Origin of the sequence: Bacillus sp. DHT2, assembly GCF_026241455.1 — a bacterium.
Taxonomy (GTDB): domain Bacteria; phylum Bacillota; class Bacilli; order Bacillales; family Bacillaceae_G; genus Bacillus_A; species Bacillus_A pseudomycoides.
Map to the genome: position 1 here is coordinate 126,646 of NZ_JAPHWH010000003.1, position 24,711 is coordinate 151,356.

Genomic DNA, 24,711 nt, shown 5'->3' on the forward strand with positions numbered 1-24,711 from the left:
CTTATTCATCTTTTAAAAGGATTTGTTTTGGATTTAAGCGTAGAATAGATAATGCCGGAAGAATAGTTGCTAGTATAGCAATAGTCAGTCCAATTCCCCCATTTTTCCTAAATCCTCTCCTGTTACACTTACATCAATTTTATCAATTGGATCTTCGCTTTGGTTTTGTAGATTACCACCAGCTCCAACCATCATTACACTACCATTTTGTGAATTGTCTTTTTCTTCGCTTGCTGTAGCAATTTCACTCGAAAGTAAATTATCCCCTACGAATTGAGAAACTTTAGCTCCTGTTGTTAGGGATAATCCAAATGCTAAAATAGCAATACATACTACTTCTACTACGAACTGTGCCATCAGTTTCCATTTTTTCTCTCCAATGGACAATAGAATCCCCATTTCCTTACGACGTGCTTTAATTGATAACATAATGATTAATCCTAAGATAATAGCGCCTGCAATAGATACCATATAGATAATCATTTGAGAAGTAGAAGAGATATTTTCGATAGGACCAATCATTTGTTTGTACAATGAATCATGTGCATCTAACTTAAAATAATTAAAATCAATATCAGATTGTTTTGCTTCTTTTTTAAATGCATCAATGTATTGTGGATCGTTCAAGAAGTACACGACTTGAATGCTACTACTAGTACCTTCATCTGCTTCTAATTTTTTTAAAGTAGAGTGAGGCATATATAGCTTATTAGCTGGATCCATCATAGGAGGGGCATGCTCACCCAGTGGTTGCTCATTCGTTTCGTAAATACCAATAATTTCAACTTCAAGAGTTTTCTTCTTATCCCCTGATTGAATTTTAACCTTATCTCCTAATTTCAAATTGTTTTGTTCCGCTAATCGTTTTTCCATTAAAGTTACATTCTGATCGTTCATCTTTTCTGTAATTGGTTTCCCATCAATGATTTTACTTTTTCCATTTTTAAAACTTTCTTGTAATAAAGTCTTGCGCACTCCTTCTATTATAAGAGAAGAATTCATATCTATTTCTGAACCTGAACCTGATCCTCCTCGTACAGTCGCCACTCCCGCTCTACCTTTTCCTTCTTCTTCTCCTTCTGAAGCCCCTACTAATTTAAACCCATCCGAAATTCCGAAAGTATTGGTTATATAATTATAGTCTTTTACATACTTGGACTTCGCTAATTGATCTGCTTCTTTTGTGTTGAGATGCGGCGGATTAGGCATTTCTCCAGTTCCCCTTGCTTGTTTTCCTAATTTATCAAAATCAAGACCCAAAGTAACATCTGCACCCAGTTTTTTTCTTGCAGCATCAGCAGCTTTTTTTGATGCATTTTGGATTGTGAATCCTGCCAACACTAAATTGGTAACAATCAGAAAGACAGCCATCAAAATTAATGATGTTCCTTTTCGTTTTTTCATACTGAGAATTGCGCGTTTTATAAAATTCATTTTTTCTAACCTCCTTGATAGTTTTTATTCTATATACACTATCTGGAGTTTGTATGGAGTTATTCAGTAGTTTATCTAGAGGGCTAAGGAGTTTATATGGAGTTATTCATGTACATATTTCTAACGGGTTCTGTTGCACAGTTTTGTAACATCAACATAGTTGAAAAAAATAGCGACTATACTAAGATTAATTTAGATCAAGTGATTCATTTGACTTCAATTTTTGCATTCATCTGATTGAAAGATGAATGTTTTTTTTAGTCCATAATAAAAAAATAAAAATTCTTGTCACAAAACTGGATTTTCTGGTTTCTCTATAATACAGGCAGCAAATGAGAGTGAGGTTTTGACTTACATGTTAACTATAAAAAATGAAGAGAGGCATATTTCGGATGTGACATTTGAACAGGTGTTTAAACGATACTATGGTTACGTTGTAAAACAGATCCTATGGATTATCAAAAAACAAACAATCGCTGAAGAACTAGCACAAGAAGTGTTTTTACAATTATATCGCACCGATTGGAAAGCAATTGAAAACTTACCTGGGTGGCTGATTAGATCTTCTACTTATGTAGCTTATAACTATTTACGATCTGAAAAACGACATCAAGCGAGAATAGATAAAACAATACAATATCATGAAGTACAACATGCTTCATCGCTAGATGATGACTGGATAAGAAAAGAAGAAGTCACAAAGGTACAAACCGTACTAAGTAACATGAGTGATCGAGATCGAACCATTTTATTAATGAAATTTTCTGGATTTCAATATAAAGAAATTGCAGAAGTACTTCAAATTGACATAGCTTCTATTGGAACATTGTTGATACGAGCCAAAACAAAATTTCGCAAGATTTATAAACAAATGGAGGAGGCATAACAAATGACTTGTTATGATATGGGGTTAATTCAAGCATATATAGATGGAGAACTTCCTCGTGATGCAAGAAAGCAATTTATACAACATCTAGATACATGTGAAGATTGTCAAAAAGTATTAATAGAACTTAGTGAATTAAATCAATGGGAAAATTTAATGCTTGATGAAGAGTGTGTACATGCAACACAAGAAATCAATATTGATGTAGAACAAGCATGGCAGACATTTGAAAAGCGTTCAAAGCAAGAAAATGTTTCTTATACCAATAATAAAACGCAGAAGAAGAAAGGATTGTTTACAAACATGAGTAAAAAATCAAAACATTTCATTTATACAGCGGTAGCTGCAGCAGGAATTTTCACAACAGCAATGATTCCACAAGTACAAGTTGCAGCTACGAATGTTGCCTCCTATTTTTCTAATGAAGTTACAAATGATAAGGTTGTAAATGAGGGAATAAAGGATGAAAATGGTGTCACACAAGATATGATGAAGAATGGTCAATTTATTCCCCTGGATGAAAAAATAACTGATCAAGGTGTTACTGTGCATTTTAAAGAATTATTTGTTGCAAATTCACGTATATCAGTTCATTATAGAATTGAAAAAGCTGATGGAAGTCTAGTACCGTTTGAATTTGATATAACTGGATTAGACCTTAAAAGTGATGGTAAGGCAAATGGACAACAAGAAGAAAATCCTGAATATAATACTAAGGATGGTATGTTCTCACAGTTAGGATTTATTCAAGGTGCAGATGATTTACCATTCAAATTAATGGCAGATGGAAAAGAATTAAAACATGTAGGTATTCGTGATAAAGATAAACCCGAAGGCGTTGTTACATTTGTTGAAGGTCCTGAAGGGAAAGGATCCTTTAAACAACCACTCACGATAAATGTAAATATAAATAAAATCGGAAAAGTAACTGGATCTTGGAAAGGACAAATTCAAATTGATCCTGCAAAATTGAAAAAATAAAACAAATTAAAATGAAAAAAAGAATAGAACAATGTGTATCCAATACGATGCTTATATGCTTCCTCGTTTTCATTACATTTATTTCGTACATTGTTTTCATCCTATCTTTTATTTATTAATTAAGTTCATAAAATCAATATGCGTAATGCTAATAAGAAAATAACGACTAAAAGGCGTACCCGTCTACATTTCAACGGAAATATAGGCTAAATAGCATAAATCTTTTATTCACAAAAACATCCCAATAGAGTAAATCCTATTGGGATGTTTTAATGAAATAGATTTAACGGTATTTCACAGTATGCCATATGACTTGTTTCAAAATAGGTATCTTTCTTGTTTTCTTTTGTAGGGTACAACAAAGAAAGAGTGGAAAAACATTAAAGTCATAATTACACATAAAGAAAAAGAATCTCTTATGATTTATGGGATTCTTTTTCTTGTTTAAAGTTTGCTCACACAAATGATCTGTACCTCAACTAATTATTAGTTGAGGTACAGATCATTTGTATGATAATTTTAAAAAATAAGTGCAGAGAATTATATTACATGAATGCTTTTATAAGTGTTGTTACTAATGGAAGTACTCCACCTAAGAATGTTAAAACTGCCATTGCGATTGCCATAATCATTTCCTCCTTTTTAATATTAAGATATTATGACTCTTTATACTCTTATTATAGTAAGCTTTTATTAATATATAAATATATTTTAATATGCAATATTACATCTAAAAACCATGTTTTATACTGTTGGTGAATTCTACAGCATTTTCCGATGAACTAAACAGCTAATGAACATGAAATTTCGCGTAAATAAAAAAGGAAGAGAATTTTTATAATTCTCTTCCTTTTTTATGTTTTCATAAACATTAATTATCTATCTTAAGAAGGTACCTGCTGCTTCATAAGGTACCTTTTTATTTGGCGTTGCCTCTTTCTTATTTCCCTTCTATTCACCTACACAATTGAGACTTTCCAGTATCCGGAAATACTATTATCTTAAACTACAAGAAAGCTCCGTAAAAATAACCCCTAGCGCATAGGCACCAGCATCAGGATAACCTAAGCTTCTTTCACCAACCGTACCAGCGCGGCCCATTCGAGCGACGATTTCTTTTGTATATTCTGCTCCTTTAACGGCAGCCGCTGCCCCTTTTTCAAAAGCAGTCTTAAAGTCTGTACCAGCTGCAGCGCTTTCTGACCAAGCATTTACACAAGGTACAAGCGCATCTACAAGCGTCTTATCGCCTACTTCTGCTCCTCTTCCGAAAGAGCGCTCACCGATAGACTGTATACCATGAAGTGCAGCTTGCAACATTTCAGCAAACTCTCCAACTGTTAATTCCATTTTCCCTTCCATAGCCTTACCTGCAGCTCGGAAAGCTCCGCCCCAAATTGGGCCAGAAGCTCCACCGCAATGTTCCATAATCACCATAGAACACGCATCAAGGAAAGTTCCAATATTTAAATGCTCTTGATCTAAAATCGAGCTCCATTCACGCTTTAATTGTTTAAATCCTTTCGCGACACTCATTCCGAAATCACCATCACCTGCATGCGTATCCAGTTCGCAGAATGGTACTTCGTTCTTAATAATAACTTCGCTCATTTTATCTATAAGATAAATCATATTATTTAATGTGATTACCTCATTCTTAATGATTGCATGTTCTTCAGCTGTTTCCGTCTCAAAGAAAACTGGCTTCTCTTCTTCGTGCTCCGCAATATCAACGTATTCTACACTCTCAATTGGTCCATCTACTTTAAACGCAGGTGTATTACATTCTTTCGATAGCAATGTCTTCAGCTCATCGTCTAGTTTCATCACTGTTAGAGAAATTCCAGCCATATCAATACTCGTCATGTAATTACCGACAAACGTTCTATTGATTCGTATATTTCTTTTACTTAACTCTCTCGTAACGGCATTGTTAAACAGATACAGTTCTTGAAGCGGTGTACCACCAAATCCGTTTACTAGAACAGCAATTTCAGCATCTTCATCTAGTCCTAAATCCTTCACAAGGTCATTTGTCATACGTAACGCTAATTCATCTGCAGCCATAATTTTTTCGCGTTTTCTGCCTGGCTCTCCGTGAATACCAACGCCATATTCCATCTCATCTTCACCTAATTTAAAAGTAGGGGATCCACTCGCCGGAACCGTGCAGGAAGTTAATGCGAGACCGATTGTTCGAACATTTGCCGCTGCTTTTTCCGCTACAGCTTTCACCTGCATCAAATCCATACCTTCTTCCGCTGCTGCACCGGCTATTTTATGTACTAACACAACTCCCGCAACACCGCGGCGTCCCACTGTATAAAGACTATCTTCTACTGCAATATCATCATCTACGCGGACATATTCTACTTCAATGCCATCCTCAGTAGCTAAGTGAGCACCATTTTTAAAGTTCATGATATCGCCACTGTAATTTTTAATAATGAGCAGCGTACCTTTTTTGCTAGCTGTTGCTTTAATCGCTTGATACACCTGTATTTGCGATGGAGAAGCAAACACATCTCCGCATACTGCCGCATCCAGCATTCCTTTTCCTACTAACCCCGCATGTGCCGGTTCATGTCCACTACCGCCACCGCTAATTAAAGTTACCTTATTTTCGTTCATTTCTTTTTTCTTAATGACCTTATACTTTTTTAATAACTCGAGTTCCGGATGAGCCATAACCATCCCATTGCACATCTCCATAACGAGCGTTTCAGGTTGATTTATAATTTTTTTCATTTGTTATTCCTCCTCTGTAAGCTTTGTTACATTCTTCGCAAACCTATTCGTATCCACACTTCCATAATTTTATTGCTTTTCCTGCCACGGTACATTCTCTTCTGAATTATGATATATTTGAAAGCGCATTCTTATTAACTATAATAAAATGAAAGCGTTTTATGGTAAACGGACAAAATGAACGATTTGTCTAAAGACACCCACTTCATTTATAGGTAGGATGTTAATTATTAAAAACGAATAAAGCTGTAGGGATGATTATAATGACCTCTTCTATCATTTCAAAAAAAATCATAGCCAACTCATTAAAAAAATTAATGGAAACTGAACCTTTCCATAAAATATCCGTGAGTGACATTATGTTAAATTGTCAGATGCGCAGGCAAACTTTTTATTATCACTTTAAAGATAAATTTGAATTGTTAAGTTGGATTTATAAAGAAGAAACAAAAGAGAATATTATAGACTTTCTTGATTATGAAAAATGGGAAAATATTTTCGACCTATTATTTGATTACTTTTACCAAAACCAATGCTTCTACCGAAATGCATTTAAAGTAATCGAGCAAAATTCATTTAATTATTATCTCTTTGAACATACGAAAAACTTATATCTCAAAATCATCGATGAACTATTAATTGGCTGTAAATTAGCAATTTCTGAGGTAAAAAAAGATACACTGGCCTCTTTTTATAGTCACGGATTTGTTGGGACAATAAAAGATTGGATTGAGAATCATTGCGCTATTGATCCGTCTATCATGTCTTCAATGATGAAAAATATAATAAACAATCAATTAGTCCTTTTACTAAAGCAATCAGCACACAAATCATAAGGTGGAAAAACAATGAAAAAAATTATGAATGATGCTCAAAATATTGTTCAAGATATGTTGCATGGTTTTTATTTTGAACATAACGATAGAATATCTTATAACAAAGAACACAACATCATTTATCAGAAAGACCTTGCTAAAATTGGGCAAGATGTTGCCATTATAAGCGGCGGCGGTAGCGGGCACGAACCAGCTGATATTGGTTATGTAGGAAAAGGCATACTTTCAGCGGCAGTCAATGGAGAAATTTTCACCCCACCTACACCAGAACAAATAGTAGCGGCAGTTCGCTCTGTGCCCAAAGACAAGGGCGTCCTATTAATCATTAAAAACTTTCAAGCTGACGTAGAAAACTTTTTAACTGCTGAATCTTTAGCAAAAGAAGAAGGAAGACTTGTTGATCATGTCATTGTGAATGACGATGTTTCCATTGAAGATGATGCTTCCTTTAATAAAAGAAGACGAGGAGTAGCTGGTACGATTTTCGTTCATAAAATACTTGGAGCAGCGGCTCTTGAAGGCCATTCATTACAACAATTAACAGGCATCGGCCATTCTGTCATTCGGAATCTGCATACATTAGGAGTTGCGCTCTCTCCAGCAACCGACCCTATCCAAGGAAAGACTTCTTTTACCTTACAAGACAATGAAGTCTTTTACGGAGTCGGCATCCACGGAGAAAAAGGATACCGGAAAGAAATGTTATCTTCTTCTGAAAAATTGGCGATTGAGCTTATGAATAAGCTCAAAAGTATTTACCGCTGGAAAAAAGGAGACAAGTTTGCCATCTTGATTAATGGATTAGGCGCTACCCCATTAATGGAACAGTATATCTTCGCAAATGACATTCGCCGTTTATGTGAGCTTGAAGGATTAGATATTCGATTTGTCAAAGTCGGAACCCATCTAACCTCCTTAGACATGCAAGGCACTTCATTGAGCTTACTTAAAATAGAAGATCCACTTTGGGAAAAATGGTTAAAAGCGGATGTTGAGGTGGCTAGCTGGTAGTTTCAATTAGCTTGAAAAGGTGTTTTCCATATGTGAAAACACCTTTATATTGTTTAGAATCCTTTGTTCTTCTTTAAATTGTAGTGCCCATTCTGGTGTATGCCCCTCAATAACAACTTGCTTATCCATAGTTCTGTCTCCTTACTCGTTTTTTGCTTGAATATAACACCAACTTAAGATACATAAAACTATTAGATCCCCTATATACATGAAGCCTACATAACATTTCATTATCAAAATTTCAAATTAACTTTCTGGTCTAAAACTTTATTTTAATAAAAATTCTTTTCCCTAAATAAACACTAATTTTGCCCATAGAAAAATCCCCTCCATAGTAAACAGATTAATGTGCTTTCTTTTTACTGTCTACAATAAGGGGGATCATGTCATCGTGCCACCTTCTTTTTTTATATCACTCTTTAATCCCGCTATTCGTGGGCAGTAAGTCCCCCACTGACGGACACTTTCTTTCGTTTAATAATATTTCAGTTCACTCTCCGGTGTTTGTACAATCACAGGACTTTTAGCAGGATTTAACCATCTTAAAACAGAAAGAACATTTTCCCGAGATGTTGCTGTGCAACCGTATGTATACATATCTGAAATATGGAAGAAAATCGCCGAGCCAGCTCCAGCTATTCGTTCTGTATTATAGTTAATCACAAACCCATAATCATATTGAGGAATATTCATATTTTCGGCACTGCTCCAACGGTCATTTGCTGGTTTTTGCTGCCACGTGTTATATAAAGGTGAATTAGAATCATCCACCCAAACATCATTTGATGTAATTTGTCGATATGGTAGTTTTGTTCCTGGATTACCGTAGCGACCAAAAGCTGTTTCAATTGTATATTTACCGCGCGGAGAACTTTTTCCTCCTTCTGCCATTGTATATGCAAATCCATCACGTCCAATATATCCTTGCATAGCAGCATACACTGGATACCATTTATTATTTCGCTTCTCGAATGTTTGAATTTCTGCCTTACTAGTTCCATAATCATTTGCCGTCACAAGAATAAGCTGTTGATTTTCTCCTATTGTATATAAATAGTCAGCATCATTGCTTGCAACCCATACACCGCTATTCTCAAAGTAATACCATGCCCCGCCTATTTTATTCCAACCAATCTCCATTCCACCATTGCTATTCATATAAAACCAATTCGTTCCGTCAAAATACCAATCTGTTTTCATTACGCCATTACTCTCAAAGTAATACCACGTTCCTTGAATCTTTTTCCATCCTGTCTCCATTCCACCATTGCTATTCATATAAAACCAATTCATTCCATCAAAATACCAATCTATTTTCATTACGCCATTACTCTCAAAGTAATACCACGTTCCTTGAATCTTTTTCCATCCTGTCTCCATTCCACCATTGCTATTCATATAAAACCAATTCGTTCCGTCAAAATACCAACCTGTTTTCATTACGCCGTTACTCTCAAAGTAATACCACGTTCCCTGAATCTTTTTCCATCCGCTTGCCGGCACATTATTCACATAGTAATACCAATTGTTTTGTTCAAACACCCAGCCGTCTTTTACGACAATTTGCTGATTTCCACCTGTCTTTACTTCTGCAAAACTTTGTATAGGTGCTATTAATAAGCTTCCTGCTACACATATTGATGCAATCATTCGCTTCATTACATTTCTCCTCTTTTTCTTTACAGAATATACACTTACATTTTTAAAATATCTAACAGAAAATTTTTCTAGCCTCCTATGAAAAATGCTAGAGAATCAAAACCACATTGCTAATTTTTACGAATTTCTTTCTTCTATAATAGAATGGAAAAGAAACAGCTAGCAAGAAGGATTTTAAAACTCCTTTGCATACTAATGATAATGGTGATTTTATTCCTTATTAACAGATAATAAGGAATAAAACCCTTACAGAAAGAAATACTTTCGATATTTTTTAACATATTTGTAACATATTTGTAATAAAAGCATTGAATTTGTTTTATTAGTTAGATATATTAGTAGTAGGGAAAGGCATTTTTCTAAAAAAGGAGCAGATTATCATGAAAAAACAAATCGTTAGTATGTTATTTGTTGCAGGTATATTGTTTAGCGGAATACAACCTCATGTTTATGCAGAAACAAATAAACAGTCTACTCCAATAACGGGTTGGGTACAAAAACAACACGCATGGTATTACTACATAAATGGAAAAATGGCAACAGGATGGGTAAACACAAATAACAATTGGTATTTCCTTGAAAAAAATGGTGTCATGAAAACTGGATGGCATCAAAACTCACCATATGATTGGTACTACTTAAATAAAGATGGCGCTATGCACACTAGATGGGTTCTTGATCAAAACAGATGGTACTTTTTAAATGCAAAGGGTATTATGCAAACGGGTTGGGTACTCGACCAAAACAAATGGTACTTCCTTGATAAAAGCGGTGCAATGAAAACTGGATGGTTTGTCGACGATCAATTACAATGGTACTATCTCGATAAAGACGGTGCATGGAATCCTGATGCAAAACCAACTTCTATTCTATACAACGTTCAAGGAACATGGTCAGAACAAGAACTACCGACGAAACCACCGTATATCGGCCCAGCTTTCACAATGATGAAGATTAGTCCTATTTCTGAAAACGAAGCAGTTGTCGGTGTATCTTCTTATTCCGATAACGCTGAAGATATAGCATATATAGACGGTACTGTAACATTCAAAAATAATAAAGCAACTTTAATTTTTGATCAATTTGGTAAACAAGGTCAAATTGATATTGAAATCGTAGATGGCAAAGCATTGTTAAATATTAAACTTCTAAAAAGTTCGGATGAGTGGAACTTAATTCAAGGGAAACATACATTGCCTATTTATAGAAGATAAGATTTCATAAAAAAGAGGAGAACCAATATATGAACTGTGCCCTATAAAATGGACAGTTTAATAAAAAGACCTTTAAAAAATTAAGCACTTAAAAGATGGTTCCGGTATTATACCGGAGCCATCTTTTTGAGTGTCCATTGATAACGATCATAATTATAATCTTGCATATACTTCTCGATTACTAGTTGAAGAGATTGGAACGTTTGACAACACTTATAGTCTAATTCATCTTTCATATGACCGAAAAAGGATTCCATTGGGGCATTATCTAGACAGTTTCCTCTACGTGACATAGATTGTCTCATACCCATTTCCTTTACACAGCGCTGAAATTCCGGGTGTGTGTAATGAAAACCCTGATCTGAGTGTAAAAGTGCTTCAGGATGAATCATATCTCCTAATCTATCTTTTAATTTGTCTAATGTTTGATAGACGATAGCCATTTGTAAAGAAGGGGAAACGTGATAAGCTAAAATCTCTCGTGTCGTACTATCTTTTACGCAAGATAAATAAGCTTTCTTTAGCTTGTCATCAGAAGATAGCTGTTTTGAGGAAGGGCCACCAACATTTCCTTTTCCGCGTCGTTCTGTATGGAAGCCTTCCTCTTTTGTCCTCTTTGTCCATGTATAACTATTAAAGTATTATATTATGATGATATTTTCTTCAATATTTCTTTAGACTGAATATCTTTTCTAATGAACAATCCAGTGTATAAGAGGAATGTGCCAATTATCACAATGATTCCAATGTAAACGGACATTATCGTAGGAATCAAGAAAGCACCAACGATAATGGTAATTCTTGCAATCAGGTCAGCACCAATATCTGATAGACCTGCAAAAGCTGAATAAGATCCTCTTTTATCAGCCGGGATCATATTAGCTTGTTCTGCATTTCTGACAGGCGAGTAGACAAGTTCACCAACAGTAGCAATAAAATTAAAAATAATAAGTACGTACCAAGTGTTTGCAGATGTTACTGTTACATATCCTACCCCATAGAGAACCAGACCTAAGAGTAACGCCTTCTTTCCACTTAAACGATCTGTAAATTTATTCACAATAAACGTCAAACATACCACTAAAAGCATATTTTGTATGTTGAGAATACTCAGCATCCTTACTCCTACTATTTCAAAGTTCCCCACGTTTATTGTATTAAATGTTTCTGAAAGCCGTATACCTATATAGCTATTTAAGGAGAACTCTGCCGCAAATATGCATGTAGATCCTATTACAACTTTTAAAAATGCTACATCTTGAATAGCAATTTTATAGTTTTGGATTAGATCCAATACTATATTTTCATGTTTTGGCTCTAAGAAATTATTAAATTCAGCAACTAACCACAATTTATAGGTAATTGGTAGTGTAGCAGAAACTACGGTTAGTAATATAAATAACTCTTTTTGGTAATTAATGTATAAAAAACCACCTAACGCAGCACCAATTGCCATCGAAAGATTCATGAGCCAATAGTCAATTGTATAAACAGCCTTTCGATTTTCTGGTGTAGTTGAATCTATTATTATAGCGTGCATGGATGGACGACCAAGACTGCTAGATATTACAAAACCTACATAAGCAATTGCAAATAACCAAATCAACTTATCTGTAGGATATAAACTTAAGGTCATTAATAAAAACATTACAGCACTAGAAGAAGAAGTTAACAATAAAACTTTCTTCCGTTGAAAGCGATCGGAAATGTAACCTCCAATTAAACTTGAAAAAAAACTTAAAATAACAGTCGAGATTAAAAATAACCCGGCCCATACTTTATTTATTTCTTGAGCAAAAAACAATGCCATGAAAGGCATTACTGCTGATGTAACAGCACGATTAAAAAATGATGTAATTAAGCGTACTTTTATATTTTGCTCAAAGTCTTTCCAATTCATAGTATCTCCTCCTTTTATCTAATGTTATATTAAACTAGACTTATCAAACTAAAAATGGACATATCTAGAAAAATATGTCTACTTATAGAAGGAGATAGGAAAATGGATAAAAATTTATTGGATCTATGGCGATCATTTTCTTCAGGACACATAAAAATAAAAGACCTAGCAGACTTTTTAGGTTTAAGTACAAAGCAAACAGTACGTTACTTACATAAATGGATGGATGAAGGTTGGCTAATTTTCACTTCCGGAAAAGGAAGAGGACACACTTCCTCTCTTCAATGGCTTAAAAATATAGAACAAATCTATGAGTCACAAGTGATGGAGATTATGGATCAACAACCTGTTGAAAAAAGCAGTAAATATTTACTATATAATTGGTCTCCAAACAGTAAACTACGTTTGATGACTAAGTTTCACTCAAAATTTGGCTATATACATAATTCGGATGATAAATTAATTATTCCTAGAAGAAAGCCCCTTTTAACAACACATCCACTAGAGGCTGCCGATGTACATAGTGCACACATTGTCGCAAACGTGTTCAATCGACTTGTTTATATGGATGAAAAGGGGAACATATTTCCTGAAATAGCTCATAGTTGGGATTTAACTCAATCTAAGCTTAGACTATACTTAAAAAAGTCCATAAAATTTCATGATGGATCCATCTTAACAGCGACTGACGTGAAACTATGTCTCTCAAAACTACGGAGTCATAAATACTATAAAGACTTATGGGCACCAATAGAGAAAATAGATATTGTATCACCATTAATTATTGACATACATTATCCGGATGGTTGTAGCTATTGTTTACAAATGTTATGTATGATAAATACAAGCATTTATAAAGAAAATAACGGTGTAATTGTGGGAACTGGTGGTTTTTATATAGGAGAGAATAACCAGGAAAAGACATCATTGATAGCATTTAATGATTATTTTCAGGAAAGACCATTGCTAGATACAGTAGAATTCATTCAGGTTCCTCTAGAATTTGGTACTATTTATCAATCTTCCAAGCGCAACGAGAACACTTCCACCTTTCAAGTAGAAAGAAATTCTGGCTTTGGCGTTATAATTATGAATGCCTGGCGTAATTCACCTATTCAACGAATCGATGTTCGTAACTACTTACATTATATTATTACTAAGAATATCAATCATATCCATGAATATGACTTTAATAAGATCCCTAACCCTACGAGTTGTTTAAAGGAAATAGATCATCAAATCGATATGCGACAAAAATCACGCCCCTCATTTAAAGAACCACTTATTATAAAAGCTACTCAGTATACAGAAAAACTGACAAAGTGGTTAATGAATGTCTTAGAAAAAGAAAATATACCTTTTCTAGTTAAATGGGTTCCTTTTGAAAGCTATCTGAGAGATGAAAAACTTAATGAACAAGTTGATCTCTTTATTCATGGTGAGGTATTCGAGATGAATCAAGAGATATCATTTTATTATTTTCTAACAGCTAGATATTCACCGTTGGCTAAGATTGTAAAAACAAATGAAACAATAAAAAAACACCTTGATAGATACAAACGTACACATTTTGAGAAGTGGCCCTCATTAAATAAAGACCTTGAAAAAGAACTGATAGTATCCTCTATTATGATTCCCTTATATTATGATAAATGTCAGATTCCTTTTTCATCAGATCTAACGAATATTAGGATGAAATATTTTGGATATGTGGATTTTTCTCAACTTTGGGTAAGGCCTTTAATTTAAAAGCTACAAGAAATCTGATACACCGTAATAATTATCACCCTATTTGGGGTACGGAAACATCGCCATCAAGTTAACGAAAATGAGATACCCCATGCCCATCAACTTAAGATCTCATAATACCCCCAGAATGAAAATTTTGTGCATTTTTCTCGTTTGTATTGTTTTGGGATAACTCGTGCATTTAGCTTGATGGCGATGTGGCGGACCCCCTATGTGAAAGCATCTTTTATTTATTCTTATAAACATCTATCTATTTCATTATGAAGTGTTTTAACACGCTCTTTATAGAATATGCCTTTATCCTCTATTTTCAGTTGCGCTATAAACAGGTTTGCAAGCATTACCGCTGTATCAAGCTGATAAAATAAGCTGACAATAGGAGGAATAGACTCAAAGATATCTTTATTCTGATATCCATCTGTGAATTCATACCAATCGATCTCATTAGTTTCAGCTATCCTCATAAGTTCTAGCAGCGGGTGACCAATTAGAGCATTATCCCAATCAACCAACGCCTTAACTTCTCTATTATATCCAATTAGATTTGCTGGTCGAATGTCCATATGTAATAACTTCCTTACATGATCCGCTTGTTTAAGAATCTGTTCGATTATTGATATATCAGGAAATTTAATATCGCAATGCGTAATTTTATTAAATCCTTCTACTCTTTTCACGAGACGTTCAGCTATATACTTGCTAGATGGTTTTCTAGTCCTATGTTGGTAATTTAAATCTTCAATTGGCATACTGTGAAGCTTGTTAACTACTTCTCCTATTTTGTACGCAGAAATTGGAATATGATCAGTAGCCAGGTAATCTGAAATTAAAAAATCAAGTTCCGTAGAAAGATGCAATCCGTGAATCTCTGGTACTGGAATGTCTTTAGAATTACAAAACTTAGAAAGTTCCGCTTCCTTTTGTAACGAAAGTCGACTACTAAACAACTCTTCATTTATATTTTTCACTTCACGTTCCCACGGTACTCGAAATGCTAAAGGTCCTTTTTCCGAATCTCCTCGAAACACAATATTTTGTACTCCATTTCCTACTACTTTTAACTCCTTAACAGCCAATTCTTTATATTCTCGACTCAATATAGTTTTTAATTTTGCTCTTAGTTCTTCTGTTTTCGAACGTATATTAATCATTTTATCCCCCGATTCGCAAGTTATTTACAACCTGTAACAGCATCTCTGATTAATCTTCCAGATGTATTTCCCTTCATTTTAATACATTTGTTTTTTCATATTTCCAATCGTAATAAAGCTAGCCAATATTAAGATAGAAAATAAAAGCAAAATATGATTCACTCCCATACGAGTTATTAAAATACCAGTCAATAGAGCAGATGATATCTTAACAAATGATGCTAGAATCGTTCTTAAGCCTATTACCCTACCAATATATTCTGTTGTAGTATTCAACTGTATTAACGTTTGCACAATAATCAAGTGCGACATGGTAAATAGTCCCATTATAAATATACAAATAACGGCCGTTGTTTTATAGTCATTCAAATATAATAAAAAAGAAGAGGTTGCCATACCCACCATCGTAATAAAAATAACTTTATGTTTAAACTTTTTTAAAAAATAGATAGCAATAAAACCTGCTATAATCCCTCCTACTGAAAATGCCATCTCAAATATTGAGTAGAGTCCGCTCCCTCCTTCAAACTGTTCTGCAAGAGGTAATAATAAAGTTGTTGTCATTTGTATACTAATGCTATTCAAAATAGATAAAAACAGTAAGTATTTCATTCCTTCTGCTTGATTAATAAAATGACATCCCGATATTAATTCTGCAAGGTAGGATATTCTCGTATTCTGTATTTTTTTAGGGTTCATTCTTTTTATGGAAGAAAAGAAAATAGCCGCAACTAAAAATGTTACAGAATTAATAAAGAAACTAGTAGCTAAAGAAAATTCAACTAGAAATAACCCAGAAATACCAGTTCCCACTATTAATGCTGCTTCATTTAATGAAGATGCTTTTGATATGACAAATGGTATATCATGATTACAGAATGCTTCCTTAATAAATGCAGAAGATGCAGGTTTGTAAACGGTGTAGCAAACTGCTAATAAGAATTGCATAATGTAAAAAACAAATACTGACTCAAATCTTATGAAAACGAGAATCGCCATGATTAAAACAAGTACAAATCGAATACTATCTGTTAGAACAACAATATTTTTGGAGTCATGATGATCTACATAAACAGACACAAAAGGTGTTAAAATGACACTTGGTATATAATAAATAGCAATCATTAATCCGATAGAAGTTGATTGTCCTGTTAAATGAAAAATATACCATAGCAAAGCAATTTGTTGAATTCCATCCCCGAATCCGGTAATGCTAATCCCTAATAAATATTTCAATTTATTACTCATAAAATTACCCCTTATATAATAGTTACCTTCATTTTAGGTGCATCACTTCAACAGAGTAAATTACAACTTAATTATCTATATTTATAATTAATTCTTATAAAGTAATAATTTAATCTCTCAATCAAAATAAAAGAAGTAAAAGGGTATTACATATTATAAATGACTTATATGTAATACCCTTAATTTTTTATGACCTTTTACAATTTAGGTCTTGATAATATACGATGTCCGCGTTTTGACGTCAGGACCCCTAATAGACCTCAAATAACTTCATTTCCATTAAATATAAAAACATAATTATATAACTGTCCTCTAGTGAGTGGCTCAAAAAAGAAGGAATTCTTGCCGTGCCCCATAATGAGATTTTACTGTTTTGTTAGTGGAGGAATATTGTTGTAATATATGAGTACATTCACTCTTTATCTCTGCACAATGTGTGGGGATTTTTTCATAAAGAAAAGACACTCCAATGAGTGCCTTTTCTTTACTAGCAACCGAATCCGCCGCCCCAACAACTGCAACCAATGATAATTAGCAGAATGAACAGGACAATTAGTAAAGCGAATCCGCCACCAAAACCACCACAACTACCTCCAAAGCCCATAACATTTCCTCCTTGAGTAAGAGGGACCATACACATGTGTTTTAACGGATACACATTACTTTATGTTTTTAAACAATATATGAGCAGGTCCTTTTTCTTTATGGGTGCACCACATCACCATCAAGTTAATAAAAATCCTCCAGATGCTGAAAGCATCTGGAGGCTGTGTGGGTCTCATTTAGCGAGTCATATTTATAAAAAACAGACTTTTTTTGTATCATTAATAGCCTTTGTGTCCATGGCTATCAAATTTATAGGTTTTTCCGTTAATTTCAACCTTGGTATCTGTATAAATTGAACCATCCTGTTTAGCATAATACGTAAAGTATCCGTAATAAGGGAAATGATACCCACCACCAACTGAGAACCATCCTATCTTAGCTGCTCCAGAATCATCAAAGTAATACCATTTACCATCGATTTCTTGCCAGCCCGTTTGCATTACGCCTTTATCGTCATAATGGTATATCTTACCATCAACTTTATCGAACCCTGTTAGCTTAGCTTCTCCGTCATGATTAAAATAATATCTTTTTCCGTCAATGGTTTCATGTCCATCGAAAGTATAGTGTGCGCCATCTTTGAAATGATATTTCTTTCCATCAATCGTTTTCCAACCAGCATAAGTAGCTCCTTCTTCTAAGCTATAATAGTGGATTGCATCCTTCTCGCTTCCATCCGGTTGAGGGAAAGCTCTCTTTTCAGTCACTCCTGATTTTCTAATAGCACCGTTTTTCTCAAAGGCTAGCTGTTTCTCGTTAAAAATAACAGTTGTAGGAGTAGTTAGTGCGTTTCCATTCAGATCAGAAGCTCTCTCAAGCACGCCCTTGTCAGAAAAATGAAGAATGACTTTTTGATCTTCTAAACGTAGTTTATTTTTAGTAGGTTGGTAATTTTGGAAATCATAAATTTTACCATCGATTTCCCGCAAACCTTCTTTAACCAACGCTCCAGAAGCATCAGAATAGTAATTATCTCTCCATGCTGATCGTTGCAAAGCACCAGAATCATTAAAGTGATAGTACTTACCCTCAATTTGTGAATTTAGTCCTGAGGCCATCATGTGAGACTCCAGATTAAAATAATACGTATTCCCCTCAATTTTCTGCCAACCCTTCAAGAGAACTCCTGAAGCATCTGCATAAAACCAACCGGGATTTTGGGTACCTTGGTTTATCCAACTATTCTTTATCAATTTTCCAGAGGAGTCGTATGCAGTCCATATAGAGCGATCTTTTTCATCAATTTTGAACTCTATTCCGTCATAATTCTGTTTCTCATTTTCTTTCCCAGGGTACCATTCTCTTAACCAGTTATGAATTTCATTGTTAGTTTTTGCAGTGAAACGAATTTCGGATTTGAAACTCCAATCAGTACCAAATTGTTGAACATAAGAATTACCAGCCAAACTTACTCCATTCTTGTTTTTTAAATAGAATTGGAATTTATTATCATGAGAATTACCGGTCTGAACAAGTTCAAACACTTCATCATCACCAATCGAATCAGAATATTGAAGTGCATTTCCTTCTTTCCCTGAAAGATATTTTGAACCTGTTTTTACCAATACTTTATTCGTCCCTTTTTTATAGGGGATAATTTGATAAGGTTTACCGTCATTTAGTATACTAAATGGTAGTGTAATAGGTGTCTCTAGGATTTTTGTAGATTCCGCCAATATCTTAGTTGACCGGTTATTAAAATCCGCACGAGCTTCAGGGTTATTCATAACATAATTAGAAAGAACTTCTCTGCCTACTGGATGTGAAGTCAATGTTGCTATCTTCTTTTCTTCTTCTGTTAAATAAGAGAATAGGTCAGTAAATAAACCTTTAAATCCGTCAAGAGAACGTTCCCCAAATTTTTTCTTATAAAATTCGTCACGAAGAATTACATTTTGACCAGATGTTTTTTCTACATATATAGTATTAACTTGGTTAAGCGCAACTCCCGTTTTTCCTTCATCTAATTGCGCTTGTGTAATATAAAGAAGATTGTGTTCTGAAACAGATTCTGCATCAGGATTTAGATCTACAATGGTACCCGCTTCTGTAAGCTTAAGCTGCTGTCCTGATTTTAATTTATGAATTTCACTTTTTCCATCTGGATAAAGTACTTTAATCTGCTTAGTAAAATTCGAATCATTTTTCGTATGATGCATAGAGATATTGAATTCCCCAGATTTAAAATTAGGAGCTCTGTAAGATACATTCTCTGCATAGGGACCAGTGTAATCAGTTAAGTCGGGATCCCCTGTAGATATTCCAAGTCCTTCATAAATGTCTTTCACTATACCTAATGAAGTAATCGTCACATCGAGTACGGTACCTATCCCTGCGCTAGCCTTGTTTTCTGCAATAGGAGCTACTGAAAAAAGAATACCTAATGCCGCTGCGGTAGGAATGACTTTCTTTCCAATTCCAATTGTATTAAATTTTTTCTTCATTTTTATTGTCCTCTCTTAGTAAGATTTAGCCTAGATTGCTTACATGTAACACTGTAAAAAATAAATATATAAAGACTGTCGTATGTTGATTTAAAAATATAAAATCAATATTTATAAGTTCATCTTAGTTTAAATACCTTTCATTTTTCTTGCGGAAATGTTACAAAACTCTTTCGTTAATATCTTAAAAAATTCCGAATTTCATAAGATATTCTGTATTTTTCAGCTTGGCCGCTATACAGAAAAACACCCAAGAAATAACAAAGATTCTAATCCCCCTATTCCACCTAGTACAGAAAAATGGTCGGAAATCTCATCGATATGAGAAGAAAACAGTCTTTGATATTATGGGTGTTGTCTATGCGTATGATGGATTGAGAAGACAAAAGAAAGCTGCATCATTTTTAAGGACAAAAAGTATCTTAAGAGTTTTTTAGTTCATTTGAACGAAAATTTATTTTGTTTTCGTTCTTAAGTTAATGGGTATGGGGCATGTACACAAGCCTCATTTGTATGTTCTTTCTTACTTTTCAAAATAAGCCGCACCAAAGTTTTCATTAAATCTCTTACACCATATAGAAACCGAACCGTATGTGCTTACATCTATCCCTTCAGGAATTTCATAGTTTTGGTCTCCTTTGTTTCCCTTTAACTTTCCTAATTCAATATACTGATGGTTTTTAACATCTTCGTTATTTTTCAAACGATTCGTAGGAACTAATACAACTCGAACATCTGGTCCATTAGAAGTTGAAAAATTTGAAAGTCGTAAAACACGTTTTCCATCCCCTAATTGATGGATCGTTGCCGTTCCAGTTGTTTCATGAACACCGTTTTGAAACTGACCTGTACTTATTACTCGTTCTTCTTGTTGTTTTGTTTTGTTTGATTGTATTTCTGTTTGTGGCAATGCTTCATTCACTTGCTTATCAATAAATAATTTCTCGGGGCGGAACAATGACCATAAAATTCCCCCAACAATTATGGAACCTCCTATAAGCAATACATATTTTCTTTTCATAAAGTAAAAGTCCTCCTGTAGTATACTGTTTAATGGTATAGTAACAAGAAAGTCTTTCATTTCTATAATATAAATATTACAAAAGTCTTTCAGCAGTCTTATTTTTTTCTGATGTGATGGGAAGAGTAAACCAAAATTCACTTCCCTGTTTTCCATCTGAGCGATCTCTCACACCAATTTCTCCTAACTCTCCATATTTGCTTCTTAACTAAAATCAAATTGATATCGTTTCATAGCATACCGTTAAAAACCTTTTCAAAATTCATCGGTTAAACATAGAAGAAGTAGACACATTATTGTTAACATAAATTAGAGACTGAAATTCGCTTGTTTTTCATTCATATTGGTTAAACTTCTTTAAAGTTACGGCTCTTTTTGTATAGATTGTTGTTTTTTTGCGATAAAAATAAGACCTCAGATTAAATCCAGGTCTTAGGTATTTATGAACGCTTTCTTCGTATGGCGATATTAATCTTCATCACGACTTCCAAGTACAAGATAGAATCCGAAAATCAGCTTCGCGAATGTAAATATTTACCAGCATTCTATTTTTTGTGTATGTCGGAATTTAGAATATTCCTACATTTTCTAATATTTTGTTTAATTTGCTGATTTTCAAAAAAATAAATCTCTGTACCTGACCAAACAAAAACCCAACACACTATGCTTAAAACTCCTGCAATATAGGCATGATTGCTTGAAAGCTTCAAGTATATCAACCCAACAATAATACCAACCACAAACAAAACAATAGCCTTATTGACATTTCTAGCATATGTATATTCCTCTTCGTTCAAGATGTTAGAAAAAGTGTTACATGTGGCAGTCTTCAGTAACTTTTCGTCAAAATCATTCTGACCTAAAAAAAATATTTCAACTTCTTTTCTTTTGCCACTGCGTAGCTTTGACAAAAGAAAATCTTCAAGGTCAGAGCTTAGGTGAACATCATCTGGGCTATAATATCTTGAAAACGGAGTATCAGTTTCATCTAAATAGATATTTATACTTAATTCATCTTTCATGTTAACCCTCCTTTAACTCCAATGTACTAGTTGAAAGTCAACCTTTTATCAGTATGGTCAAGATAGCAACAATTCTTACGACAACAAGGAAAGTCAAAGAAAGACTTTTGTAACAATTACGAAAGAAATTTGAAAGGGGTTTAAATTAAGATAAACTTACCGATATTAATTTAAACATGTTGGTAACAGTATATTTAGAAAGTAAGGAACAAAGTCATGAAAGAAAAGATAAAGAGAAGTATAAAAAAAATTTCCCCTGTAGGAATAGCGATGGGAATCTTATTCAGTTTCAACCCAATTACAAAACATAAAGCGAAAGCAGACATTAATACAAGAGAAACGTCTCTTACCACATTTGGAGATACCTATGATACGTTTCTAAAAGAGCCTTTTGTTATTCTTTTATCAGAACAAAGTGCTAAATATGATTATACAGCTAACAATGAAAACCGTGCTTACAAAGCTCCTACTTTTAACAAAGGAGAATTTGGTATTAGTGTGTATGATTATTATAAGAACCAAAACTTTTCTAAAAAAATTAAAGTTTTCTATGAAGATGGGAAAGTTGAATATAAAACGATAAAACATGGTCAACAACTTCTGATTAAGCAAGCTGGTATAATAGTGGACTTAAATCCCGATGCCTCAAATCTATATGAACATGATACGTATTATATTACACAAAAACAATTAGATGCAGGGAATACTGGTATTGCGCTGACGAATTGGCAAACATATTACTTAAAAAGTGACAATAATGGTCAAATGAATGGTCCTTTAGCTCTAAAATATATTAAACAGGAATTTCCAAATATAAAACCAGGTAGTGCTTCTTTTGACCTAAATAAACTTTTTCATGCACTACCGGGAGAGAAGCGAAAACTCGCAACGATAACTTCGAATCCAGTAAAAGCATCTGGAATTTTTAGTTATACCTCTGATGAGCTTGCTGAGATAAAGAAACATAAACTCGCTGTCGTTACACAACATAAAAATAAAAAAGAAAGTCCCAGGTGAATGAATTCATTAAGAAATTAAACAAAAACATTGTTTTTTGGTAAACAATGTTTTTGTTTAACGTAAAATTTTCTTTTTTTGATATGATAGCCTCTAGAAGCTTTACAAGCATTTTTAACGAGTAACTAATCAACAAGCCAATTTTCTATACCTTAAGGAAATTGGCTTGTTCTTTGTCTAAAGCTACTTAATGCTTTGATCTCGACGCTTTGTTATATAAGGGGTCCCGTCCCATCGCCATCAACCTAAAGTTTTGATTTATCCCCATAACGACAATTTTATGCATCGTTGACACAAAATGCTTATTTTAAGTTGTTCACGATGACTTTCTTTAATGTGTTAATTAATTTAAAAGCAATTAAGAAAACCACTACTATAGCTAAGAGTGGTTCTTATATATCAAACTTAATTAATTGGTATATATTTCTTGAATCCCTTACTTATAGTTCCATTATAACCATTTTTAGCAAAGAATTTATGTGCTTCTATTCTAGTTGTACTACTTAATAAGATAATTCTTGTGGATCCTCTTGCAATTGATATTTGCTCTACATGCTTTAGTAACTTTTCACCTATCCCATTACCTCGAAAATCTTCATTTACAATCACATACTCTAGAACAGTATATGGTCTAAATTGGTATCCTGGATCAAGACAAAAAGTCATAAATATACTTCCTTTAACTTTACAATCTTCCTCATAAACAAATAAGAAATTATTAGAATCATTCCTTATCTGCTCAATTCTTTCTGGTAAAACCTTAATGTTTTTACTATGCGGTGCTAATTTTTTATATAAATTTTCAATTACATTACTGTCTTTTGGTTCAGCTTCACGAATCATATAATTACCTACCTTTTGTATTAACATATCAATATTTCGATTCATCTTAACATTCTGATTATATTACATCCTAAAACAAGATCTTTTTGGTATAATTCGGAAAAGGAGAGGATAAAAATGAAGAGGATAGGAATAATTGGAGCTTGGCAACCTGAACTAAATTATTTACACGAAGAATATCCGAGTAGAAAAGTTCGTAAAATTGCCGCATGGGAATTCTATCATCATAATATTAACAATTTAGAGATTATATCCGTTATAAGTGGTGTTGGAAAAACAAACTGTTCTAGTTGTACACAATTACTTATATCAGAGTTTCATCCTGATGAAATATATATGACAGGAATTTGTGGAAGTTTGTCAGATAGCATCAAGGGTGGAGAAATTGTCATTGCAAGACAAATGCTCCAACATGATGTTACGAATGCTGGAAAAGGCGATGATGTGTGGGACCTATATACTGGTAGAACATCCATTATTGATGGCAATAATTCTATATTTAGTGATTTTCTTAATTTTGCTATCAATACCAGTGAACATAAAATCAACAATGGGATGGTTATATCGGGAGACCAACGTATTAGAGAAGATGCTTTGAGACTATCCTTAAGCAGTACCCATAATGCTATTGCTGTTGACCAAGAAATAGCATCTTTTTCATATGTTTCTTATGTTAATAAAATACCATTCCTATGCGTGAAGTCTGTATCCGACCAAGCAGATAATAAAACTATTGAAGACCAAAAAAGATTTAAGCTCTTGGCATGTAAAAATTCATGTAAATTATTAATTGAGTTTCTATTGAGATAGGACTCAATAAGATCACTAAATGAAAGTAAACTTTTAAATATTAGTTTACTTTCATTTTAATTTGCATAGTAAATAACACGCAAAAAAAACTCAAAGTCCCTATATGACTCTGAGCCTTACTTTTGTATAAG

The 24,711-nt window shown here is 33.7% G+C and carries 19 protein-coding genes and 3 pseudogenes; 9 read left to right on the top strand and 13 right to left on the bottom strand.

Features of this window, described 5'->3' with window-relative positions:
• Position 1: 1 nt before the first annotated feature.
• Positions 2–1,434 (bottom strand): annotated as a pseudogene (locus ORL93_RS09560) (ABC transporter permease).
• A gap of 355 nt (positions 1,435–1,789) precedes the next feature.
• Here ORL93_RS09560 and ORL93_RS09565 point away from each other — a divergent pair.
• Complete coding sequence (locus ORL93_RS09565) at positions 1,790–2,320, top strand: RNA polymerase sigma factor SigX (protein WP_018766958.1); 531 nt, start codon at positions 1,790–1,792, stop codon at positions 2,318–2,320.
• A gap of 3 nt (positions 2,321–2,323) precedes the next feature.
• The gene (locus ORL93_RS09570; protein ID WP_265958977.1) at positions 2,324–3,301 is read left to right on the top strand and encodes a DUF4179 domain-containing protein; all 978 of its coding nucleotides are present in this window, start codon (positions 2,324–2,326) and stop codon (positions 3,299–3,301) included.
• A gap of 996 nt (positions 3,302–4,297) precedes the next feature.
• On the opposite strand, the gene dhaK is transcribed toward ORL93_RS09570, so the two are convergent.
• Complete coding sequence (gene dhaK / locus ORL93_RS09575) at positions 4,298–6,049, bottom strand: dihydroxyacetone kinase subunit DhaK (RefSeq protein WP_097794664.1); 1,752 nt, start codon at positions 6,047–6,049, stop codon at positions 4,298–4,300.
• 263 nt (positions 6,050–6,312) lie between these two features.
• On the opposite strand from dhaK, the gene dhaS reads away from it, so the two are divergent.
• Positions 6,313–6,885, top strand: coding sequence for a dihydroxyacetone kinase transcriptional activator DhaS (gene dhaS / locus ORL93_RS09580; protein WP_097794665.1), 573 nt, complete (start codon positions 6,313–6,315; stop codon positions 6,883–6,885).
• Positions 6,886–6,897: 12 nt separating this feature from the next.
• Positions 6,898–7,896, top strand: coding sequence for a DhaKLM operon coactivator DhaQ (gene dhaQ, locus ORL93_RS09585; RefSeq protein WP_097794666.1), 999 nt, complete (start codon positions 6,898–6,900; stop codon positions 7,894–7,896).
• 6 nt (positions 7,897–7,902) lie between these two features.
• Here dhaQ and ORL93_RS09590 read toward each other — a convergent pair whose 3' ends face one another.
• Together ORL93_RS09590 and ORL93_RS09595 are read right to left on the bottom strand one after the other, a co-directional pair.
• On the bottom strand, positions 7,903–8,025 hold the full coding sequence (locus ORL93_RS09590; protein ID WP_006093780.1) for a hypothetical protein: 123 nt from the start codon (positions 8,023–8,025) through the stop codon (positions 7,903–7,905).
• Positions 8,026–8,370: 345 nt separating this feature from the next.
• Entirely contained in the window at positions 8,371–9,555 is a 1,185-nt protein-coding gene (locus tag ORL93_RS09595) for a cell wall-binding protein (RefSeq protein WP_265958979.1), read from the bottom strand.
• A 380-nt stretch (positions 9,556–9,935) separates the two neighbouring features.
• Between ORL93_RS09595 and ORL93_RS09600 the strand changes: the two genes are divergently transcribed.
• Positions 9,936–10,769, top strand: a complete 834-nt coding sequence (locus ORL93_RS09600) for an N-acetylmuramoyl-L-alanine amidase family protein (protein WP_265958980.1) — start codon at positions 9,936–9,938, stop codon at positions 10,767–10,769.
• A gap of 107 nt (positions 10,770–10,876) precedes the next feature.
• Here ORL93_RS09600 and ORL93_RS09605 read toward each other — a convergent pair.
• Together ORL93_RS09605 and ORL93_RS09610 are read right to left on the bottom strand one after the other, a co-directional pair.
• A pseudogene (locus tag ORL93_RS09605) lies at positions 10,877–11,284 on the bottom strand (transposase); the annotation flags it as partial.
• A 131-nt stretch (positions 11,285–11,415) separates the two neighbouring features.
• The gene (locus ORL93_RS09610) at positions 11,416–12,669 is read right to left on the bottom strand and encodes an MDR family MFS transporter (protein WP_098018402.1); all 1,254 of its coding nucleotides are present in this window, start codon (positions 12,667–12,669) and stop codon (positions 11,416–11,418) included.
• A 102-nt stretch (positions 12,670–12,771) separates the two neighbouring features.
• On the opposite strand from ORL93_RS09610, the gene ORL93_RS09615 reads away from it, so the two are divergent.
• Positions 12,772–14,418, top strand: coding sequence for an ABC transporter substrate-binding protein (locus ORL93_RS09615; RefSeq protein ID WP_098018403.1), 1,647 nt, complete (start codon positions 12,772–12,774; stop codon positions 14,416–14,418).
• A gap of 236 nt (positions 14,419–14,654) precedes the next feature.
• On the opposite strand, the gene ORL93_RS09620 is transcribed toward ORL93_RS09615, so the two are convergent.
• The 4 genes from ORL93_RS09620 to ORL93_RS09635 all read right to left on the bottom strand — a co-directional run bounded on the left by ORL93_RS09620 (position 14,655) and on the right by ORL93_RS09635 (position 19,867).
• Entirely contained in the window at positions 14,655–15,569 is a 915-nt protein-coding gene (locus ORL93_RS09620) for a phosphotransferase family protein (protein WP_006093774.1), read from the bottom strand.
• Positions 15,570–15,647: 78 nt separating this feature from the next.
• Positions 15,648–16,817 carry an MFS transporter gene (locus ORL93_RS09625; RefSeq protein ID WP_040119262.1) on the bottom strand — a complete coding sequence of 390 codons (1,170 nt, stop codon included), beginning with the start codon at positions 16,815–16,817 and terminating at the stop codon, positions 15,648–15,650.
• Between the two features lie 487 nt (positions 16,818–17,304).
• Positions 17,305–17,421 carry a YjcZ family sporulation protein gene (locus ORL93_RS09630; protein WP_018782884.1) on the bottom strand — a complete coding sequence of 39 codons (117 nt, stop codon included), beginning with the start codon at positions 17,419–17,421 and terminating at the stop codon, positions 17,305–17,307.
• Between the two features lie 220 nt (positions 17,422–17,641).
• A complete protein-coding gene (locus ORL93_RS09635) occupies positions 17,642–19,867 on the bottom strand; it encodes an N-acetylmuramoyl-L-alanine amidase family protein (RefSeq protein ID WP_098018405.1) in 2,226 nt (741 codons plus the stop codon).
• 233 nt (positions 19,868–20,100) lie between these two features.
• On the opposite strand from ORL93_RS09635, the pseudogene ORL93_RS09640 reads away from it, so the two are divergent.
• Positions 20,101–20,304, top strand: a pseudogene (locus ORL93_RS09640) (hypothetical protein); the annotation flags it as partial.
• Between the two features lie 86 nt (positions 20,305–20,390).
• Here ORL93_RS09640 and ORL93_RS09645 read toward each other — a convergent pair.
• Positions 20,391–20,888, bottom strand: coding sequence for a DM13 domain-containing protein (locus ORL93_RS09645; RefSeq protein WP_003202815.1), 498 nt, complete (start codon positions 20,886–20,888; stop codon positions 20,391–20,393).
• A 545-nt stretch (positions 20,889–21,433) separates the two neighbouring features.
• Positions 21,434–21,910 (bottom strand): hypothetical protein, encoded by a 477-nt coding sequence (locus tag ORL93_RS09650; RefSeq protein ID WP_098018407.1) that lies wholly within the window; start codon positions 21,908–21,910, stop codon positions 21,434–21,436.
• Between the two features lie 216 nt (positions 21,911–22,126).
• On the opposite strand from ORL93_RS09650, the gene ORL93_RS09655 reads away from it, so the two are divergent.
• Positions 22,127–22,927: a hypothetical protein gene (locus ORL93_RS09655; protein WP_098018408.1), complete on the top strand. Its 801-nt coding sequence runs from the start codon at positions 22,127–22,129 to the stop codon at positions 22,925–22,927.
• Positions 22,928–23,332: 405 nt separating this feature from the next.
• Here ORL93_RS09655 and ORL93_RS09660 read toward each other — a convergent pair whose 3' ends face one another.
• Complete coding sequence (locus ORL93_RS09660; protein WP_018766972.1) at positions 23,333–23,770, bottom strand: GNAT family N-acetyltransferase; 438 nt, start codon at positions 23,768–23,770, stop codon at positions 23,333–23,335.
• 117 nt (positions 23,771–23,887) lie between these two features.
• Here ORL93_RS09660 and mtnN point away from each other — a divergent pair, with 117 nt between their 5' ends.
• A complete protein-coding gene (mtnN, locus tag ORL93_RS09665; RefSeq protein WP_003202809.1) occupies positions 23,888–24,580 on the top strand; it encodes a 5'-methylthioadenosine/S-adenosylhomocysteine nucleosidase in 693 nt (230 codons plus the stop codon).
• Positions 24,581–24,711: the final 131 nt, after the last annotated feature.

What these genes read in the sequence shown, in the direction of transcription:
- ORL93_RS09610 (WP_098018402.1), bottom strand. Translation starts at nt 12,669, where the DNA reads ATGAATTGGAAAGACTTTGAGCAAAATATAAAAGTACGCTTAATTACA.
- ORL93_RS09655 (WP_098018408.1), top strand. Translation starts at nt 22,127, where the DNA reads ATGAAAGAAAAGATAAAGAGAAGTATAAAAAAAATTTCCCCTGTAGGA.
- ORL93_RS09645 (WP_003202815.1), bottom strand. Translation starts at nt 20,888, where the DNA reads ATGAAAAGAAAATATGTATTGCTTATAGGAGGTTCCATAATTGTTGGG.
- ORL93_RS09590 (WP_006093780.1), bottom strand. Translation starts at nt 8,025, where the DNA reads ATGGATAAGCAAGTTGTTATTGAGGGGCATACACCAGAATGGGCACTA.
- mtnN (WP_003202809.1), top strand. Translation starts at nt 23,888, where the DNA reads ATGAAGAGGATAGGAATAATTGGAGCTTGGCAACCTGAACTAAATTAT.
- ORL93_RS09600 (WP_265958980.1), top strand. Translation starts at nt 9,936, where the DNA reads ATGAAAAAACAAATCGTTAGTATGTTATTTGTTGCAGGTATATTGTTT.
- ORL93_RS09635 (WP_098018405.1), bottom strand. Translation starts at nt 19,867, where the DNA reads ATGAAGAAAAAATTTAATACAATTGGAATTGGAAAGAAAGTCATTCCT.
- dhaS (WP_097794665.1), top strand. Translation starts at nt 6,313, where the DNA reads ATGACCTCTTCTATCATTTCAAAAAAAATCATAGCCAACTCATTAAAA.
- ORL93_RS09570 (WP_265958977.1), top strand. Translation starts at nt 2,324, where the DNA reads ATGACTTGTTATGATATGGGGTTAATTCAAGCATATATAGATGGAGAA.
- ORL93_RS09565 (WP_018766958.1), top strand. Translation starts at nt 1,790, where the DNA reads ATGTTAACTATAAAAAATGAAGAGAGGCATATTTCGGATGTGACATTT.
- ORL93_RS09625 (WP_040119262.1), bottom strand. Translation starts at nt 16,817, where the DNA reads ATGAGTAATAAATTGAAATATTTATTAGGGATTAGCATTACCGGATTC.
- dhaQ (WP_097794666.1), top strand. Translation starts at nt 6,898, where the DNA reads ATGAAAAAAATTATGAATGATGCTCAAAATATTGTTCAAGATATGTTG.
- ORL93_RS09630 (WP_018782884.1), bottom strand. Translation starts at nt 17,421, where the DNA reads ATGGGCTTTGGAGGTAGTTGTGGTGGTTTTGGTGGCGGATTCGCTTTA.
- dhaK (WP_097794664.1), bottom strand. Translation starts at nt 6,049, where the DNA reads ATGAAAAAAATTATAAATCAACCTGAAACGCTCGTTATGGAGATGTGC.
- ORL93_RS09595 (WP_265958979.1), bottom strand. Translation starts at nt 9,555, where the DNA reads ATGAAGCGAATGATTGCATCAATATGTGTAGCAGGAAGCTTATTAATA.
- ORL93_RS09615 (WP_098018403.1), top strand. Translation starts at nt 12,772, where the DNA reads ATGGATAAAAATTTATTGGATCTATGGCGATCATTTTCTTCAGGACAC.
- ORL93_RS09650 (WP_098018407.1), bottom strand. Translation starts at nt 21,910, where the DNA reads ATGAAAGATGAATTAAGTATAAATATCTATTTAGATGAAACTGATACT.
- ORL93_RS09620 (WP_006093774.1), bottom strand. Translation starts at nt 15,569, where the DNA reads ATGATTAATATACGTTCGAAAACAGAAGAACTAAGAGCAAAATTAAAA.
- ORL93_RS09660 (WP_018766972.1), bottom strand. Translation starts at nt 23,770, where the DNA reads ATGATTCGTGAAGCTGAACCAAAAGACAGTAATGTAATTGAAAATTTA.